The organism is Umezawaea endophytica (assembly GCF_025061645.1).
Classification (GTDB): Bacteria; Actinomycetota; Actinomycetes; order Mycobacteriales; family Pseudonocardiaceae; genus Umezawaea; species Umezawaea endophytica.
The window spans coordinates 1-17,691 of record NZ_JANYMP010000007.1; the positions used below are offsets into that span (position 1 = coordinate 1).

Below are 17,691 nucleotides of genomic sequence, written 5' to 3' on the forward strand. Positions count from 1 at the left end.
CGCGCCCTTACCCAACCACAACCGCAGCCAACACCTCCCTCAACCGAACCTCAAAAGCCCCAGCATCCCCCACAAACCCAATGTGATCCCCAGGAAAGAACGTAGGCTCCACCCCAAGCACCCCAGCCAACGCCCGAGAAGTCCGATCACAGATCTGCCCACCGGACTCCTCCCCGATCCCCACCACAACCCGCACAGCCCCAGCCCTCAACCCCTCCACATCAGGCTCAAAAGCCACAGTGGGCACCATCATGTGCTCGTGCTGGAACCGATCATCAGCCACCTGCTGCTCCGACCGCTCCCCGGCGAACATCATCTGGAACACCTCCTCAGGCATCGAGATGTTCGCCTGGGCCAAGAACTTGCGCCAAGCCCCCACCACATCCCCAGCGGCGTGCAAAGCGATGATCTCGTCAGTACCAGCCCGCAACTCCTCCCGATCGGGCAGCAACTCCACCAACGGCGGCTCGTGCGCGATCACCACCCGCACCAACTCCGGATACCCCTGGGCCAACGCCAACGCACTGACCGCTCCCCCGCTGGACCCGAAAACGACAGCCGCACCGGCGTCCACCTCCCGAATCAACCGAGCAAGATCATCAGCCCGCATCTCCGGGGTGGAATCCCGATCCGGAAAATCCACCGAACTGCGATTGATCCCCCGAGGATCAGTCGTCAACACCGTGTGATCCACAGCCAACAGCTCGGCAAGCCCCTCGAACGCCCCAGCGTCCATCGGCGCCCCCACGAGCACCACCAACGGCCCCCGCCCACGTACCTCGTAGTGCAACGACGCATCCGGAACCCTCAGGGTGTCCACCACAACGGCCGGGTTGCTCATCAGTTCCTCCAAGTGCGGGAATGGCGTGTCCAGACACAAGTGACCGACCACGTCAGGCACAATCATCGGTCGTGACCGAACTTCCACCGAAAATCTCGGAGGTGGCCGAAGACCCCGACCTGACCAGGGCCAGGACCGGCGACAACGCCGCCTTCACCAGACTCCTCGAACCACTCCGCCGCGAACTGCACGCCCACTGCTACCGCATGCTCGGCTCCACCCACGACGCCGACGACGCCCTCCAGGACGCCCTCCTCCGAGCCTGGAAGGGCCTCCCCCGCTTCGAAGGCCGCAGCTCCCTACGCTCCTGGCTCTACACCGTCGCGACCCGCACCTGCCTGGACGCCGCCGCGAGCCGCCGCAGACGCGCACTCCCCGTCGACCTGGGCCCTTCCAGCGATCGTGCCGTCAAAGACCAGTCCCCGCTCACCGACGTGGCCTGGCTCAGCCCCTACCCCGACGCGGGCCTGGCACCCGGCCCAGCCGCCCCCGAGGCGAAGTACGAACAACGCGAGGCCGTCGAACTGGCCTTCGTGGCCGCCCTCCAGCACCTGCCGGGCAACCAACGCGCCGCACTGCTCCTCTTCGAGGTGCTCGGCTTCTCCCCCGCCGAGATCGCCACGACCATGGACACCACCGTCGCCTCGGTCAACAGCGCGCTCCAACGGGCCCGCGCGACCGCGTCCGGCAAGATCCCGGCCCGCACCCAGCAGCGAACGCTGCGGATGATGGACGACACCCGAGTCCGCGAGATCGTCGCGTCGTTCTCCGAGGCGCTCGAACGCGGTGACGCGGACGCACTGGTAGCGCTCCTCACCGAGGACGTCACCTGGTCCATGCCACCGCTGCCGCACTGGTACCGCGGCGTCGAGGCCGTCATGGACTTCGCCGTCACGATCCCCCTCACCTCGTGCGGCTCCTGGCGGCACCGGCCGACCAGCGCCAACGGCCAACCCGCCGTCGGCTGCTACCTGTGGAACGAGGCCGCGGGCGAGCACCGCGCGTGGTCGATCAACGTGCTGACCCTGCGCGACGACCGCATCGCCGACGTCACGTCGTTCATCGGCCAGGAGCACTTCCTCTCACTGGGCCTGCCCACCTCCGCGACCTGACCCCAGGCATCCGGTCAGCCGATGACCGGTTGATCAGTGTTACGCGCGCACCGCCCACCTGGTAACGCGGGGAAACCTCACGTTCACCACACGACGCTGTGCCCGAAACATCCCGTTCCTACGTTCCCCCAAGTGAATACAGCCGTGTCGACAGGGCTGTATACAGCTTCACCACAGGGGGAGGCCGCCCGTGTTCGACACCGTTCTCGTCGCCAACAGGGGTGAGATCGCCTGCCGGGTGATCAGGTCGGCCAAGGCCCTCGGCCTGCGTACGGTCGCCGTCTACACCGACGCCGACGCGGGCGCCCCGCACACGACCCAGGCCAGCGCGGCGGTGAGGATCGGCGACTACCTGGACATCTCCGCCGTGCTCACCGCGGCCCGGCACACCGGTGCGGGCGCCATCCACCCCGGCTACGGCTTCCTCTCCGAGAAAGCCGAGTTCGCACGAGCCGTCGTCGACACCGGCCTGGTGTTCGTCGGGCCCACACCGGAACACCTGGACCTGTTCGGGGACAAGCACACCGCCCGCACCGCCGCCGCCCGAGCGGGCGTACCGGTGCTCGCCAGCAGCGGCCTGCTCCACGACCAGCACCACGCCGCGCGGGCCGCCGCGGAGATCGGTTACCCGGTGATCGTCAAGGCCACCTCCGGCGGTGGCGGCCTCGGCCTGCGGCGCTGCGCCGACGAGGCCGAACTGCGCGCCGCGTACGACCTCGTGAGCAGGATCGCGGACACCCGACTCGGGTCCGGCGGCGTCTTCGTCGAGCGGTACGTGACCCGTGCCCGGCACGTGGAGGCGCAGGTCTTCGGTGACGGCTCCGGCCGGGTCGTCTGCCTCGGCGACCGCGACTGCTCCGTGCAGCGCCGCAACCAGAAGGTCGTCGAAGAAGCCCCCGCGTTCGGCCTGCCGGACGACGTCCGCGACCGACTGCACCGGACCGCCGTCGACCTGTGCGCGGCGGTGTCCTACCGCAGCGCGGGCACGGTCGAGTTCGTCCACGACGTCGACCGCGGTGAGCTGTCGTTCCTGGAGGTCAACACGAGGCTCCAGGTGGAGCACCCGGTCACCGAGGCGGTGACCGGCCTCGACCTGGTCGCGTGGATGCTGCGGCTGGCGCGCGGCGAGGACGTCCTGGCCGACCCCGTCCCGGCGCCGACCGGGCACGCCGTCGAGGCGCGCGTCTACGCCGAGGACCCGGTCCGCGACTTCCGGCCGAGTTCCGGCCTGCTGACCAGGGTCGAGTTCCCCGACGACGTGCGGGTGGACGGCTGGGTGGAGGCGGGCCAGACCGTGTCCCCGCTCTACGACCCGTTGCTGGCCAAGGTGGTCGCGCACGGCGTGGACCGCGCGGACGCCGTGGCCAGGCTGACCCGCGCCCTCGCCGCGACCAGGATCGACGGCGTCCAGACGAACCTGGGGCTGCTCAAGGGAATCTGCGCCGACGACCGCTTCCTGACCGCCGCGCACACGACCTCGGACACCTTCACCGATCGCGAACCGCGGATCGACGTGCTGCGCGGCGGCACGTCCACGACCGTGCAGGACTGGCCGGGGCGCACCGGGTACTGGCGGGTCGGCGTGCCGCCGAGCGGCCCGATGGACGACCGGTCCTTCCGCCTGGGCAACTCCGCGCTCGGCAACCCCGAGGGCACGCCGGGCCTGGAGTGCACGCTCGAAGGTCCCGCGCTCCGGTTCGGTGTGCGGGCGACGGTCTGCGTCACCGGCGCGCCCGCCGTGGTCACGGTCGACGAAACCCCGGTGCCGCAGTGGGAACCGGTCGAGGTCGCGGCGGGTTCCGTGCTGGACGTCGCCGCGCCCCCCGGTCCGGGGATGCGCACGTACCTGTTGGTGCGCGGCGGTTTCGACGTCCCGAGCTACCTCGGCAGCGCCGCCACGTTCACCGCGGGCGCGTTCGGCGGTCACGGTGGCCGGGCGCTGCGCGCGGGTGACGTCCTGCGGCCCGGCACCGCCGCACCCACCGCGCCGAAACCGGTGGCGGACAAGCCGGAGTTCCGCACCGACTGGGACGTCGAGGTGTCCGAGGGCCCGCACGCGGCCCCCGATTTCCTCACCCGCCGGGGCATGGCCCGGTTCTACGGGACCAGGTGGACGGTGCACGCCCAGTCCGCGCGCAACGGCGTCCGGCTCACCGGCCCCAAGCAGTCGTGGGCGAGGCCGGACGGCGGCGAGGCCGGACTGCACCCGTCGAACGTGCACGACACCGCGTACTCGGTCGGCGCGGTCAACGTCTCCGGCGAGACCCCGGTCCTGCTCGGCCCGGACGGGCCCAGCCTCGGCGGGTTCGTCTGCCCGGTCACGGTCGTCTCCGGCTCCCGCTGGAAGATCGGCCAGCTCCGCCCCGGCGACACCGTGCGGTTCCGACCGGTCCCCGAGGCCACGGCCGCCGCGCTGCACGGACTGAGCACCCCCGCCCGACCGCTGGCGGTCGGCTGCGACGGCGACGACGGCGTGCTGGCCGTCGTCGACGGCGAGCCCGTCGTGACCTACCGCCGCGGCGGCCACGACAACATCCTGGTCGAGTACGGCGACATGGCGCTGGACCTCGGGCTCCGGCTGCGGGTGCACGCCCTGATGGAGGCCCTGACCGCGCTCGCGCCGCCGGGGATCGTCGACATGACACCGGGTGTGCGGTCCCTGCACCTGCACACGGACCCCGACGTGCTGCCGCTGCGCACCCTGCTGGGGCTGCTGCGCGAGGTCGAGCGGGCCATCCCGTCCACCTCCGGCCTGGTCGTGCCGAGCCGGGTCGTGCGCCTGCCGCTGTCCTTCGACGACCCGTCGGTCCACGAGGCCATCAGGCGCTACACCACCGGCGTGCGAGCCGACGCGCCCTGGAACCCCGACAACGTCGAGTTCATCCGCCGGATCAACGGCCTGCCCAGCGCGCAGGACGTGCGGGACACCGTGTTCGCGGCCTCGTACCTGGTGCTGGGCCTGGGCGACGTGTACCTCGGCGCTCCCGTGGCGACCGCGCTCGACCCGCGCCACCGGCTCGTCACGACCAAGTACAACCCGGCCCGCACCTGGACGCCGGAGGGCGGGGTCGGGCTCGGCGGCGCGTACCTGTGCGTCTACGGCGTGGAGAGCCCCGGCGGCTACCAGCTCGTCGGCCGCACCGTGCCCATCTGGTCCGGGCCGCGGCAGTACGGGCCGTTCGAGCCGGGGGTGCCGTGGCTGCTGCGGTTCTTCGACCGCGTCGAGTTCTACCCCGTCGAGCCCGACGAACTGCTCGACATGCGCGCCGACCTCAGGGCGGGCCGGGCGGAACTGGCGATCGGGCCGGGCGAGTTCGTGCTCGCCGACCACGAGCGCTTCCTGGAGGAGCACGCGGAGCAGATCGCCGCGTTCCGCGCGAAGCAGGCAGCCGCGTTCGAGTCCGAGCGCCTGGCCTGGCGGGCGGCGGGCGAGTTCGACCCTCGACCGGAACCGGGACCGCCGTCCCCGGAGGAGGTCAGCGTCCCGCCGGGCGGTTGCCTCGTTGAGGCGCCGCTGAGCGCCAGCGTGTGGCGGATCGACGCCCGACCGGGTGACGCGGTCGTGGCCGGGCAGGCGCTGGTGCTCCTGGAGGCCATGAAGCTGGAGGTCGTCGTGCGCGCGCCGGTCGACGGCGTGGTCGCCGACGTCCTCGTCACGCCCGGCCAGCACCTCACCGCCGGGCAGGCCCTCGTCGTCGTGGTCGAACGGAGGGCCGCGTGAACCCCGTTTCCCGCGTCCGCGCCGCCTACGCGCGGGTCACCGAGGTCGACCGGCCGGAGGTGTGGATCACGCTGCGCGACCGCGAGGACGTGCTGACCGAGGCCACGGCCTTGGAGGAACGGCTGGCCGCGGGCGCGTCCCTGCCGCTCGCGGGCCTGGTGGTCGCGGTGAAGGACAACATCGACGTGGCAGGGCTGCCCACGACCGCGGGCTGCCCCGCGTTCGCCTACCTCCCGGACACCACCGCGACCGCCGTCGCCCGGCTCGTCGACGCGGGCGCGCTCGTGCTCGGCAAGACGAACCTCGACCAGTTCGCCACCGGTCTCGTGGGCACGCGCAGCCCGCACGGCGCGGTGCGCAACGCCCTCGACCCAGCCAAGGTCTCCGGCGGGTCCAGCTCCGGGTCGGCCGTCGCCGTCGCACTCGGCATCACCGACCTGGGCGTCGGCACCGACACCGCGGGCTCGGGCCGCGTGCCCGCCGCGTTCAACGGGCTGGTCGGCGTCAAACCGACCCTGGGGCTGGTGCCCACCACCGGCGTCGTCCCCGCCTGCCGCTCCTACGACTGCGTCACGGTCTTCGCCACCACCCTCGCCCTCGCCCAGACCGCCGTGGCCACCATGACCGGCCCCGACCCGGCCGACCCGCGCAGCCGCGCGTGGCCGACCGACGTGCGACTCTCGGCAGGCCCGAACCCGGTCGTCGCCGTACCACGGGACGAGGACCTGGCCCCGCTGTCCCCCGACGCCCGCCGGGCGTTCGCCACCGTGGTCGAACGACTGAAAACCGCGGGAGCGTCCACGGTCACGGTCGACGTGAGCGACATGCTCGAGGCCGCCACGCTGCTCTACGAGGGCACGCTGGTCGCCGAGCGACACGCGGCCGTCGGCGCGTTCGTGGACTCCCACCCCGACGACGTCGACCCGACCGTCCGGACCATCATCGGCGCCGCGGCGGAGCACTCGGCGCGCGACCACGTGGCGGACCTGGAACGCCTCGACCAGCACCGGTCCCGCGCCGCGCACACCCTGGCCGGCACGGTCGCGCTGCTGCTGCCGACCGCACCGGAGCACCCGACGCGGGCCGAGGTCGCCGCAGACCCGATCGGCGTCAACCGGCGGCTCGGCACGTACACGAACCTGGTCAACCTGCTCGACCTGGCCGCCGTCGCCGTGCCCGGCGGCGTCGCGGACGGCGGGCCGTTCGGGGTCAGCATCGTGACCCGCGCGTTCGACGACCAGGTCGCCTTCGACGTGGCCGCGCTGCTCACCGGCGAACAGGCCGACGGGCCGTACCCCGACACCGGGACGGACCTGGTCGTGTTCGGCGCGCACCTGCGCGGCCAACCGCTCAACCCCCAGCTCACCGCGCTCGGAGCGCGGTACTCGGGCGACGTGCGAACGGCGCCCGAATACCGGATGGTCGCCGTCCACGGCCCTCCGGACAAGCCCGGCATCGTCCACACCGGACCGGAAGGTGGTGCCGCACTGCCCGGCGAACGCTGGGTCCTCTCCCCCGCCGCACTGGGCCGCTTCCTCGCCGCACTGCCCGCGCCGATGAGCCTCGGCCCGATCACCCTCGCCGACGGCGACGCCGCCCTCGGCTTCCACTGCGACCACGCCACCGCGCTGTCCTGCGAGGACATCACGCACTTCGGCGGCTGGCTCCACTACCTCGCGCGCTGAACATCCCCCGGTCCCCCTCGAAAGGCGCAACCGTGAACACTGGACTCCGACGCGCGACGCGCGTCACGGCCTTCCTCTCCGCCGCGGTGCTGCTCGTCAGCGCGTGCGGCAGCCGCACCTCCGACACGAGCACCGGAGGCACCTCCGGCGCCGCGTCCTGTGTGGACACCTCCGGCGACTCGGTCAAGATCGGCCTGCTCAACTCGTTGTCGGGCACCATGGCCATCAGCGAGAAGACGGTCAACGACTCGCTGAACCTGGCCGTGGAGCAGATCAACGCCAAGGGCGGTGTGCTGGGCAAGAAGCTCTCGGTGGTGACCGAGGACGGCGCGTCCGAGCCCACCGTGTTCGCCGAGAAGGCGACGAAGCTGATCAGCTCCGACTGCGTGGCCGCGGTGTTCGGCGGCTGGACGTCGTCCTCCCGCAAGGCGATGCTGCCGGTGTTCGAGGGCGCGAACGGCCTGCTGTTCTACCCGGTGCAGTACGAGGGCCTGGAGGCGTCGCCGAACATCTTCTACACCGGCGCGACCACGAACCAGCAGATCGTGCCCGCGTTGGACTACCTGAAGGAGAAAGGCGTCAAGACGCTCTTCCTGGTCGGGTCGGACTACGTGTTCCCGCGCACCGCGAACAAGATCATTCAGGCCTACGCCAAGGCGAACGGCATCGAGGTCAAGGGCGAGGAGTACGCGCCGCTCGGCCACACCGACTTCGCCACGATCGTCAACAAGCTCAAGGGTTCCGGCGCGAGCGCGGTGTTCAACACGCTCAACGGCGACTCGAACGTGGCGTTCTTCAAGGAGTACAAGAACGCGGGCCTCGCGGCGGCGACCACGCCCGTGGTGTCGGTGTCGATCGCGGAGGAGGAGGTCGGCGGTGTCGGCGTCGACAACCTCGTCGGCCAGCTCACCGCGTGGAACTACTACCAGACGGTCGACTCCCCGGCGAACAAGACGTTCGTCGAGGCGTTCAAGGCGAAGTACGGCGCGACCCGCGTGACCTCCGACCCGATGGAGGCCGCCTACACCTCGCTGTTCCTCTGGCAGGCCATGGTCGAGAAGGCGAAGTCGTTCGCGCCGAACGACGTGAAGAACGCCGCGGGCGGCGTGTCCTACGACGCGCCTGAGGGGCCGGTGACCGTCAACGGCGAGAACCACCACATCGCCAAGACCGCGCTGATCGGCAAGGTCGGCGCGGACGGGCTGATCCACACCGAGTGGAGTTCCGGCAAGCCGATCGAGCCCGACCCGTTCCTCAAGGACTACGCCTGGGCCACCGGCCTGTCGGGCTGAGCCGCCGGGGGCCGCGTCCCGCGCGGCCCCCGTTCCCCCTCCACGAAAGGAGACCTGCGTGGAAGCGTTGATCGGACAGCTCTTCGCGGGCCTGTCCCTGGGGTCGGTGCTGCTGCTCGCCGCGCTCGGCCTGTCACTGACGTTCGGCCAGATGGGCGTCATCAACATGGCGCACGGCGAGTTCATGATGGCGGGCGCCTACACGGTGTTCGTCGTGCAGGGCGTCGTCGCCGACGCCGGTCTGGCGCTGGTCGTGTCCATCCCGCTCGGGTTCCTGGTCGGCGGCCTGCTGGGGCTGCTGCTGGAGGTGCTGCTCATCCACCGGATGTACCACCGTCCACTCGACACGCTCCTGGTGACGTGGGGTGTGGCGCTGATCCTGCAACAGGTCGCGCGAGACGTGTTCGGCGCGCCGAACGTGGACGTCAAGGCCCCGACCTGGCTGTCCGGTGGCGTCGACCTCGGCTTCACGCAGGTGCCCGCCGCCCGGCTGTTCATCCTCGCGCTGTCGGTCGCCGCCGTGGGCGCGCTCGCCGTCGTGCTCACCAGGACCTCGCTGGGCAGGCGGATCCGCGGCGTCGTGCAGAACCGCGACCTCGCCGAGACCGTCGGCATCTCCACCCGCGACACCGACCGGCTGACGTTCTTCATCGGCTCTGGCCTGGCCGGGATCGCGGGCGTGGCGTTGACGCTGCTCGGTTCCACCGGCCCGACGCTGGGCACCAACTACATCGTCGACGCGTTCCTGGTCGTCGTCGCGGGCGGCATCGGGCAGATCAAGGGCACGGTGATCGCCGCGTTCGGGCTCGGCCTGATGCAGGCGACGTTCGAGTACTCCACCACCGCGAGCCTCGCGAAGGTGGCGGTGTTCGTGGTGGTCGTCGTGTTCCTCCAGATCCGGCCGCAGGGCATCTTCAGCATCCGGACGAGGAGCCTGGCATGAAGGGCGAGTACGCGAAGATCGCCGGGTTCGCGGCCATCGCGCTGGCACTGCTGGTGCTCGCGCCCGCCGTGCTGTCGGACTTCCGGCTGTCGCTGCTGGGCCGGTTCGTCTGCTACGCCATCGTGGCCGTCGGCATCGGACTGGCCTGGGGTCGCGGCGGGATGCTGACGCTGGGCCAGGGCGTGTTCTTCGGCCTCGGCGCGTACGTGATGGCGATGCACCTCAAGCTGTCCGACGCCGGGCCGACCGGTGTGCCGGACTTCATGAAGCTCTACGGGTCCGGTGTCGTTCCGGGCTGGTGGGAGCCGTTCCGCAACCCCGTGGTCACGGTACTGGCGATCGTGCTGGTCCCCTCGCTGGTGGCGTTCGGGCTCGGCATGGCGGTCTTCCGGCGGCGGGTGCGGGGCGCGTACTTCGCGATCCTGTCGCAGGCCCTCGCGGCGGCGTTCGCGATCCTGCTGATCGGCCAGCAGGCCACGATCGGCGGCACCAACGGGCTCAACGGGTTCCGCTCGTTCTTCGGCTTCAACCTGTTCGACCCGGTGAACAAGCGGATGCTGTTCTACATCGCCGCGGGCACCCTGCTGGCGATGCTGCTGGTGGTCTGGCAGCTCTACCGCTCCCGCTACGGCGAACTGCTGGTCGCCGTGCGCGACCAGGAGGAGCGGGTCCGGTTCCTCGGCTACGACCCGGCGAACGTCAAGATCGTCGCCTACGTGGTCGCGGCGGCGATGGCCGGTGTCGCGGGCGCGCTGTTCGTGCCGATCGTCGGCATCATCTCGCCCGCAGCGGTGGGCGTGGTTCCCTCGATCGCGTTCCTGATCGGCGTCGCGATCGGCGGCCGGTCGACGCTGTTCGGCCCGGCGCTGGGCGCCATCGCCGTGGCGTGGGCGCAGACGTCGCTGTCGGAGAGCTTCCCCTCGTTCTGGATCTACTTCCAGGGCGCGCTGTTCGTGCTCGTCGTGGCGTTCCTGCCGCGCGGGCTGTCCACCGTGGGCTCGATCCTCACCCGGCGCAGGGAGTCAGCGTGAAGTCCGACTACCTCGAACTGACCGACGTCCGGGTCACCTTCGACGGGTTCGTCGCCGTCGACGGCGTGACCATGACCGTCCTGCAAGGAGACCTGAGGTTCCTCATCGGCCCGAACGGCGCGGGCAAGACCACGCTCGTCGACGCGATCACCGGGCTGGTCCCGGCGACCGGGTCGGCGACTTTCGGCCGCACCGAGCTGCTCAACCGCAAGGTGCACAGGATCGCCCGGCTCGGCGTCGGGCGGACGTTCCAGACCGCCAGCGTGTTCGAGGAGCTGACGGTCCTGCAGAACCTCGACATCGCGGCGGGCTCGGGCCGCGGGCCGTTGACGATGCTCCGCAAGAGGTCCTCGACACCGCCGGAGGTCGAGGCCGCGCTGGAGGTCATCGGGCTCACCGACCTGCGCGACCGGCAGGCGGGTGTGCTCGCGCACGGGCAGAAGCAGTGGCTGGAGATCGGGATGCTGCTCGTGCAGGACTCGAAGGTGCTGCTGCTGGACGAGCCGGTGGCGGGCATGAGCGCCGAGGAGCGGCAGCAGACCGGCGAACTTCTCCAGCGCGTCGGCGAGAACTGCACGGTCGTCGTGGTCGAGCACGACATGGACTTCATGCGCTCGTTCGCCACGTCGGTGACCGTGCTGCACGCGGGCAGGGTGCTCAGCGAGGGCACCGTCGCCCAGGTGCAGGCCGACCCGAAGGTCCAGGAGGTCTACCTGGGCCGCGCGGAGGTGGAGGCGTGAAGCTCGAACTGGTGGACGTCACGGTCGGCTACGGGCGCTCGACCGTCGTGCACGGCGCGACGGTCGAGGTCGAGGACGACTCGGTGGTCGCGGTCATGGGCCACAACGGCGCGGGCAAGACGACCCTGCTGCGGGCGGCGGCCGGGCTGCTCAGGCCGGGGAGCGGTCGGGTCCTGATGGACGGTGAGGACGTGACCAGGCTCCGCCCGAACGAGCGGGTGAAGCGCGGGCTGGCGTACGTGCCCCAGGGCCAGCAGTCGTTCCCGCAGCTCACGGCGGAGGACAACCTGCGGCTCGTGGCGGACACCCGCAAGGACGGCAAGCGGCTGGTCGCCGAGGCGCTGGACGTGTTCCCCGCGCTGGTCCCGGTGCTGGGCAGGCGCGCGGGCCTGCTCTCGGGCGGGCAGCGGCAGCAGCTCGCCATCGCGCGGGCGTTGATCACCCAGCCGAGGCTGCTGGTGCTCGACGAGCCGACCGAGGGCATCCAGCCGTCCGTGGTCGCGGAGATCGAGGAGACCATCCGGACGCTGTCCGCCACCGGCGGTCTGTCCGTCCTCCTGGTCGAACAGCACATAGGCTTCGCCTTGAACACCGCCGACCGCTACTACGTGCTGGAGGCGGGACGGATCACCGCCACGGGCGCCGGAGGTTCCGGGGCGCTGGACGGCGTCCGTGCCGCGATGGCCATCTGAAGGACCCGACCATGACCGAATCGCTCCGGGACCAGGTGTACGCGCGCCTCCAGGACGAGATCCTCAGCGGACACCTGGCGGTGACGGAACGCTTCACCGAACCGCGCCTGGCCAAGCAGCTCGGCGTCTCGCGGACCCCCGTCCGCGAGGCGCTGACCAGGCTGATGGCGGACGGCCTGGTGCGGAGGGAGGACTACGGCTACTCGATCGTCGTGCCGGACATGCCCAAGATCCGCGACCTCTACGAGGTCCGGATCGCGGTGGAGCTGCGGGGCATCGCCCGGTCGATCGAGAACCCGTCCGTCCGGCACTCGGCCGAGGCGCTGGAGGCGGAGCTGGAGCACTGGTACGGCCTGCGCTCCACCCCGCCCTCCCCCCGTCCGGAGTTCGTCCTGGAGGACGAGCGGTTCCACGCGGCGCTGCTCGGCGCGGGCGGCAACCCCGAGCTGGTGGACGCGCTGATCGCGGTGAACCGCCGCATACGGAACGTGCGCATGTACGACTTCATCGTCGAGGGCCGGATCGAGACGTCCATCGCCGAGCACATCGAGATCATGGAACGGGTGCACGAGGGCCAGCTCGACAAGGCCCTGATCCTGCTGCACGAGCACATCGGCGCGTCGCTCGAGATCGTGGTGGAGCGCGCGACGAGGGCTCTCGCCGCGCGCCACAGCACGCGGATCGTCTAGGGGGCCTCAGCGCCCGGCGAACCGGTGCAGCGCGTCGAGCACGGCAGGCGCGAGGGTGTCCGGGTGGTCCGCGTCGTGCAGCAGGTGGTCCACTCCGGACAGCGGCACCCGGCCCGGTCCGCCGACGTGCGCGCGGTGCAGGGCGGTGGTCAGGGCGTCCGTTGTGGAGCAGGGCACCTGCACGTCGTTCGTGCCGCAGGTCAGCAGCACCCTGGTGCGTGGTCGCAGTGCCGAGGCGTGGTCCGGCGGGTAGACGGCGTCGTCGCTGTCCACGAACCGGGCGCTCGGCCCCTGGAACGCCAGGAAGAGCTGGGCGACCACGGGCGGCAGGTCGGCGGTGTCGACCGGGCGGTGTTCGCGCAGGGCGGTGACGGCGGCGTCGACGGCCGCGTCCATCGTGCGCTGCTGTTCGGGGGTGAGCTGACCCTGCCGGGTCGCCTCCGCGATCTGGCCGTGCAGTTGCAGCGCGACCAGGTCCAGCAGGCGGATCGCCTGCGGTTGCAGCAGGGCGAGGCCGGTCGGTCGCGGGTGGACGGTGCCACCGAGCAGGAGGGCGGTCATCGCGCCCTCGCTGTGCCCGACGACCGCCAGCGCGCGCGGGTCGGTCTCCGGCTGGTCGCGCAGCGACTCGTACGCCGCCGCGGCCTGGCGCACGAACGCCGGGTAGTCGAGCGCCTCGGGGTGGTCCCGGTAGGCGCCGAGCCCGGTGCGGCCGGTGCCGTACTTGTCGAACCGCAGCGTGGCGACCCGGTCGCGGCCGAGCGCGTCGGCCACCTGCGCCAGGGTGTTCGGGGCCGCGGGCGGTTGGTTGCCGTCGCGGTCGGTGGGTCCGCTGCCGGGCAGCAGCAGCGCCGCGGGCAGCCGCTGCCCGGCCCGGTGCGCGGGGACGTGCAGGGTGCCGTAGGTCGTCGTCCCGTCGACGGTGAAGACGACCTCGCGGTCGGCGGCGGGCACGGAGGCGGTGGACGCGGCGGCCGGGGTGGCGGTCACGACGGCCAGCGCCACCACGACCGCGGCGGGGCGGAGGAACATCAGCGGATCCCTTTCAGCTCAGGGCGTTCTCGACCAGCGACACGGTGGCCCGCGGGTCATCGACCTGCACGACCAACCGGGCGTAGCGCTCGTCGGCCAGTTCGATCACGACGGCCTTCGACGGGTCCTTGACGTCCCAGAAGACCTTCTCGCCGTCGAGGTGGAACGTGCCCGCGGTGATCACACCCGGCACGTGGGCACCCGGCGCGCGGATCCCCTTGGGATCGGCGGAGATGCCGGGGTCCGCGGTCGCGCCGCGCACGTTGACCAGCGGGATGGTCAGACTGCTCTTGAGCGCCCAGAGCTTGTCCAGACCCTCGATCACGACGACGAGGTCTTCGCCGTCGATGTGGACCAGTGCCATGTCGGTTTCCTTGTCAGCGGAGGGGGTCGAGTCGTTCGGCCAGCGCGGCACCCGCCCGGTCGGCGTCGCCGCGCAGGAGCAGGCCCAGTGCCGCGGCGGTGATGCCCGCGGCCAGTTCGGCGGGGACGCCGAGCGCGTCGACGACCGCCTGGTCGAGGTCGCCGAGCGCGGAGGCCACCTCGGCGGCGACCTCCTCGTCGGCCGGTGCCCGTTCGACCGCCGCGAGCAGCAGCAGGCCGAGGTCGGCTTCCGTCGTGAGCCGGAGCGCCGTCGCCACGTCGGGCGCCGCGGCGAGCGCCACGGCCAAGGGGCGGACGTCGTCGGCCAGGTGTCGGCGCAGCGCGGCCAGGTAGAGGCCGCGCTTGCTGCCGAACGTCTTGTACAGGCTGTTGCGGTGCACGCCGAGGTGGTTGACGAGGTCGTCGACGGACACCCCGTCGTACGCCCGGCCACCGAACAGCGCCACGGCGGCGCGCACCGCCTCACCCTCGTCGAACGCCCTCGGTCGGCCCATGGCACGACCGTAGACCGTTCGGGAACGATCAGTCAAGAACGACCGTTCCTAAACGGCTCACAGGGGCGGACCGACTACTCCGGGTGCAGACCCGGTCCGTGCAGGGCGGGGTGCAGCGGGGTCGGGGTCAGGTCCGTGTCGTCCTCACCGGACTCCAGCAGCGTCGCGGCGGCGCCCACGATCCGCGGGTCCGGCTTGCCCACGACCTCGTCGTCGCGGTCGGGGTAGTCGAAGCGGACCAGCAGGCTGCGCATGGCCTCCAGCCTGGCGCGCTTCTTGTCGTTGCTCTTCACCACCGTCCACGGGGCCTTCTCCGTGTCGGTCTCGCGGAACATCGCCACCTTCGCCGACGTGTAGTCGTCCCACTTGTCGAGCGACTCCAGGTCCATCGGACTGAGCTTCCACTGCCGCACCGGGTCGACCTGCCGGATCGCGAAGCGGGTGCGCTGCTCGTCCTGCGACACGGAGAACCAGAACTTCACCAGGTGGATCCCGTCGTCCACCAGCATGTTCTCGAACGTCGGCGTCTGGAGGAGGAACCGCTCGTACTCCTCGTCGGTGCAGAAGCCCATCACCCGCTCGACCCCGGCGCGGTTGTACCAGGACCGGTCGAACAGGACCATCTCGCCCGCGGCGGGCAGGTGTTCCACGTACCGCTGGAAGTACCACTGCGTCTGCTCGCGCTCGGTGGGCTTCAGCAGCGCCACCACGTGGGCGCCGCGCGGGTTCAGGTGCTCGGTGAACCGCTTGATCGTGCCGCCCTTGCCCGCCGCGTCGCGCCCCTCGAAGACCAGGACGAGCCGCTGCCCGGTCTCCTTGATCCAGTACTGGAGCTTGAGCAACTCGATCTGGAGGAGTCGTTTGTGCAGGTCGTACTCCTCCCGCGTCATCCGCTCGTCGTACGGGTAGTTCTGCCGCCAGGTGTCGACGACGGTGCCGTCGCGGCGCAGCAGCACGGGGTCGTCGTGGTCGGAGTGGTCGACGGTGAACTCGGCGAGAAGGCCCGCGACATCGGACATAAGCTGCATAAGTCGGACATACCCCCACCGGGCGACGGTTACGCGCCCTCGCGGTGAACAATGGCGGGCGCACCAGGAAACGACGAACGGAGCACGGCGATGAGCGAGAACCAGCGGGACGAGCTCGCGGCGATCGAGGCGGAGATCGTCGAGGAACCCGCGGTCGCCCCACCGGTCGTCCCGGCGTTCGACTACACCGATTCGGGCGTGCCGAACTTCGACTACGTGCGCGACAAGATCGAGAACCGGGTCGGCACGGCGCACGCGGCGACCGAGCTGTCCGGCGCCGTGCCGGAGGCGAAGTCCGTGGACGAGCAGATGGCCGAGAGGGACCGGGCGGGCCGCGACAAGCTGGAGGAGATCCGCAGGTCGATGCGCGGCGAGTAGCCCTCTTCGGGAATCCGCAGCGGTTCTTGTCGATCAAGGCAACCGATCGCGGGCGCCGGACGTGTCAGGCGCCGTGAAGCAAACCAGATGGATAACCCTGACCGCCATCACGGGAGTGCTGTGCGGGCTGCTCACCACGGCTCCGCAGTCGTTCGCCGCTCCCGCGGTGGACCGGGCCGCCACCCCGGCGTTGGCGTGGAGCGACTGCTCCGACGGCTTCCAGTGCGCGACAGCGGCCGTGCCGCTGGACTACGACCAGCCGTCGGGCAGCAAGATCGACCTCTCCCTGATCAGGATGCCCGCGACCAACCCGGCCCAGCGCGTCGGCACCCTGTTCGTGAACTTCGGCGGCCCCGGCTCGTCCGGCGTCGACCGCCTGCGCGCCCGCGGCCAGTGGCCGTGGCTGTTCTCCCCGGAACTCCGGGCCCGCTTCGACGTCGTCTCCTGGGACCCCAGGGGCATCGGCCGCAGCGCCACCGTGCGCTGCTTCCAGACCGAGGCCGAGCAGGAGCAGTTCCTCGGCGGGCTCCGCGACTTCCCCGCGACCGCCGCCGACGAGCCCGCCTTCTACGCGGGGTACGACGAGCTGGCGCGCCGCTGCTCCGAGAACGCGGGCAGCCTGCTGGAGCACGTGTCGACCGCCAACACGGCCCGCGACCTGGACCTGCTCCGCCGGGCCGTCGGTGACGACAAGCTGACCTACCACGGCATCTCCTACGGCACCCACCTCGGCGCGGTGTACGCGAACCTCTTCCCGAACCGGGTGCGCGCCATGGCGTTCGACGGTTCGATGGACTTCGAGGGCAACGCCACCGGCCACGGCGGGCAGGGCACGACCGTTCCCCTCGACACCAGGCAGGACGTGCCAAGGGGCGCGGCGGAGACCTTCGACTCGTTCCTCCGCCAGTGCGCCGCGCCGGGCGCGGACTGCGCGTTCGCGGGCGGCGACCTCAAGGCGAAGTGGGCGGCGCTGGTGGCACGGGTGCGCCAGTCCCCGATCACCGTGGACGGCGAGACGTTCGACTACACGGCGCTGATCGCCAGGGTCAACGGCGACCTGGCCCAGCCGGAGCTGTGGAAGGACACGGCCCGCACGCTCCAGGCCCTGCACACCGCCCCGGCGCTGCGCACCCTGCAAGAGCCGTACATCACCAACCGCACCGAGTCGTTCAACGCCATCCAGTGCGTGGACAGCACGTTCCCGCGCGGCACGGCCGCCTACACCGCCTACGGCGCCTCGGAGGACCAGCGCGTCCCGTACTGGGGCCGCATCGCGGTGTTCGACATGATGGCCTGCGCCACCTGGCGCCACCAGGACGCGGACCGCTACACCGGCCCGTGGAACCGCTGGACCTCGGCGCCGATCCTGGTGATCAACACCCGCTACGACCCGTCGACCCCGCTGCACGGCGCGCTCGACGGCGCGGCGGAACTGGCCCGCACCCGAGTGCTCACGGTCGAGGGCTCGGGCCACAGCACCATGTTCGTGCACAGCGCGTGCGCGGAAACGGCCAAGCGCAACTACCTGATCAGCGGCACCCTGCCCGCCGTCGGAACGACGTGCGGAATCGACCGCGCGCCATTCGCGGCCTGACCGGACAATGAGTGGTGGGGGGGGGGGGGGGGGGG

At 71.2% G+C, this 17,691-nt stretch carries 16 protein-coding genes; 11 read left to right on the top strand and 5 right to left on the bottom strand.

Annotated elements, in window-relative coordinates:
• Nucleotides 1-7 precede the first annotated feature (7 nt).
• Complete coding sequence (locus NZH93_RS16260) at nt 8-841, bottom strand: alpha/beta fold hydrolase (protein WP_259623929.1); 834 nt, start codon at nt 839-841, stop codon at nt 8-10.
• Nucleotides 842-912: 71 nt separating this feature from the next.
• On the opposite strand from NZH93_RS16260, the gene NZH93_RS16265 reads away from it, so the two are divergent.
• The 9 genes from NZH93_RS16265 (at nt 913) to NZH93_RS16305 (ending at nt 12,746) form a co-directional block, all read left to right on the top strand.
• Nucleotides 913-1,953, top strand: a complete 1,041-nt coding sequence (locus NZH93_RS16265; protein WP_259623930.1) for a sigma-70 family RNA polymerase sigma factor — start codon at nt 913-915, stop codon at nt 1,951-1,953.
• Nucleotides 1,954-2,143: 190 nt separating this feature from the next.
• Nucleotides 2,144-5,674, top strand: a complete 3,531-nt coding sequence (gene uca / locus NZH93_RS16270) for an urea carboxylase (RefSeq protein ID WP_259623931.1) — start codon at nt 2,144-2,146, stop codon at nt 5,672-5,674.
• The gene (gene atzF / locus NZH93_RS16275; protein WP_259623932.1) at nt 5,671-7,359 is read left to right on the top strand and encodes an allophanate hydrolase; all 1,689 of its coding nucleotides are present in this window, start codon (nt 5,671-5,673) and stop codon (nt 7,357-7,359) included. Before uca ends, atzF begins: the two co-directional genes overlap by 4 nt.
• A gap of 32 nt (nt 7,360-7,391) precedes the next feature.
• Nucleotides 7,392-8,651: an urea ABC transporter substrate-binding protein gene (urtA, locus tag NZH93_RS16280; protein WP_259623933.1), complete on the top strand. Its 1,260-nt coding sequence runs from the start codon at nt 7,392-7,394 to the stop codon at nt 8,649-8,651.
• Between the two features lie 58 nt (nt 8,652-8,709).
• Nucleotides 8,710-9,594 carry an urea ABC transporter permease subunit UrtB gene (urtB, locus tag NZH93_RS16285; RefSeq protein WP_259623934.1) on the top strand — a complete coding sequence of 295 codons (885 nt, stop codon included), beginning with the start codon at nt 8,710-8,712 and terminating at the stop codon, nt 9,592-9,594.
• Entirely contained in the window at nt 9,591-10,625 is a 1,035-nt protein-coding gene (gene urtC / locus NZH93_RS16290) for an urea ABC transporter permease subunit UrtC (protein WP_259623935.1), read from the top strand. The genes urtB and urtC overlap by 4 nt, the downstream gene beginning before the upstream one ends.
• Entirely contained in the window at nt 10,622-11,365 is a 744-nt protein-coding gene (gene urtD / locus NZH93_RS16295) for an urea ABC transporter ATP-binding protein UrtD (RefSeq protein ID WP_259623936.1), read from the top strand. The genes urtC and urtD overlap by 4 nt, the downstream gene beginning before the upstream one ends.
• On the top strand, nt 11,362-12,057 hold the full coding sequence (urtE, locus tag NZH93_RS16300; RefSeq protein ID WP_259623937.1) for an urea ABC transporter ATP-binding subunit UrtE: 696 nt from the start codon (nt 11,362-11,364) through the stop codon (nt 12,055-12,057). Before urtD ends, urtE begins: the two co-directional genes overlap by 4 nt.
• An 11-nt stretch (nt 12,058-12,068) precedes the next feature.
• Nucleotides 12,069-12,746: a GntR family transcriptional regulator gene (locus NZH93_RS16305; RefSeq protein WP_259623938.1), complete on the top strand. Its 678-nt coding sequence runs from the start codon at nt 12,069-12,071 to the stop codon at nt 12,744-12,746.
• Between the two features lie 6 nt (nt 12,747-12,752).
• Here the strand turns inward: NZH93_RS16305 and NZH93_RS16310 are convergent, their stop codons facing one another.
• The 4 genes from NZH93_RS16310 to ppk2 form a co-directional block, all read right to left on the bottom strand.
• Entirely contained in the window at nt 12,753-13,778 is a 1,026-nt protein-coding gene (locus NZH93_RS16310) for an alpha/beta hydrolase family protein (protein WP_259623939.1), read from the bottom strand.
• A 13-nt stretch (nt 13,779-13,791) separates the two neighbouring features.
• Nucleotides 13,792-14,142, bottom strand: coding sequence for a hypothetical protein (locus tag NZH93_RS16315; RefSeq protein WP_259623940.1), 351 nt, complete (start codon nt 14,140-14,142; stop codon nt 13,792-13,794).
• Nucleotides 14,143-14,155: 13 nt separating this feature from the next.
• The gene (locus NZH93_RS16320; protein ID WP_259623941.1) at nt 14,156-14,656 is read right to left on the bottom strand and encodes a TetR/AcrR family transcriptional regulator; all 501 of its coding nucleotides are present in this window, start codon (nt 14,654-14,656) and stop codon (nt 14,156-14,158) included.
• Nucleotides 14,657-14,730: 74 nt separating this feature from the next.
• Nucleotides 14,731-15,675: a polyphosphate kinase 2 gene (gene ppk2, locus NZH93_RS16325; protein WP_259623942.1), complete on the bottom strand. Its 945-nt coding sequence runs from the start codon at nt 15,673-15,675 to the stop codon at nt 14,731-14,733.
• Between the two features lie 99 nt (nt 15,676-15,774).
• Between ppk2 and NZH93_RS16330 the strand changes: the two genes are divergently transcribed.
• Both NZH93_RS16330 and NZH93_RS16335 read left to right on the top strand, forming a co-directional pair.
• Nucleotides 15,775-16,062: a hypothetical protein gene (locus NZH93_RS16330; RefSeq protein WP_259623943.1), complete on the top strand. Its 288-nt coding sequence runs from the start codon at nt 15,775-15,777 to the stop codon at nt 16,060-16,062.
• A 73-nt stretch (nt 16,063-16,135) separates the two neighbouring features.
• Entirely contained in the window at nt 16,136-17,656 is a 1,521-nt protein-coding gene (locus tag NZH93_RS16335) for an alpha/beta hydrolase (protein WP_259623944.1), read from the top strand.
• The last annotated feature ends 35 nt before the right edge of the window (nt 17,657-17,691 follow it).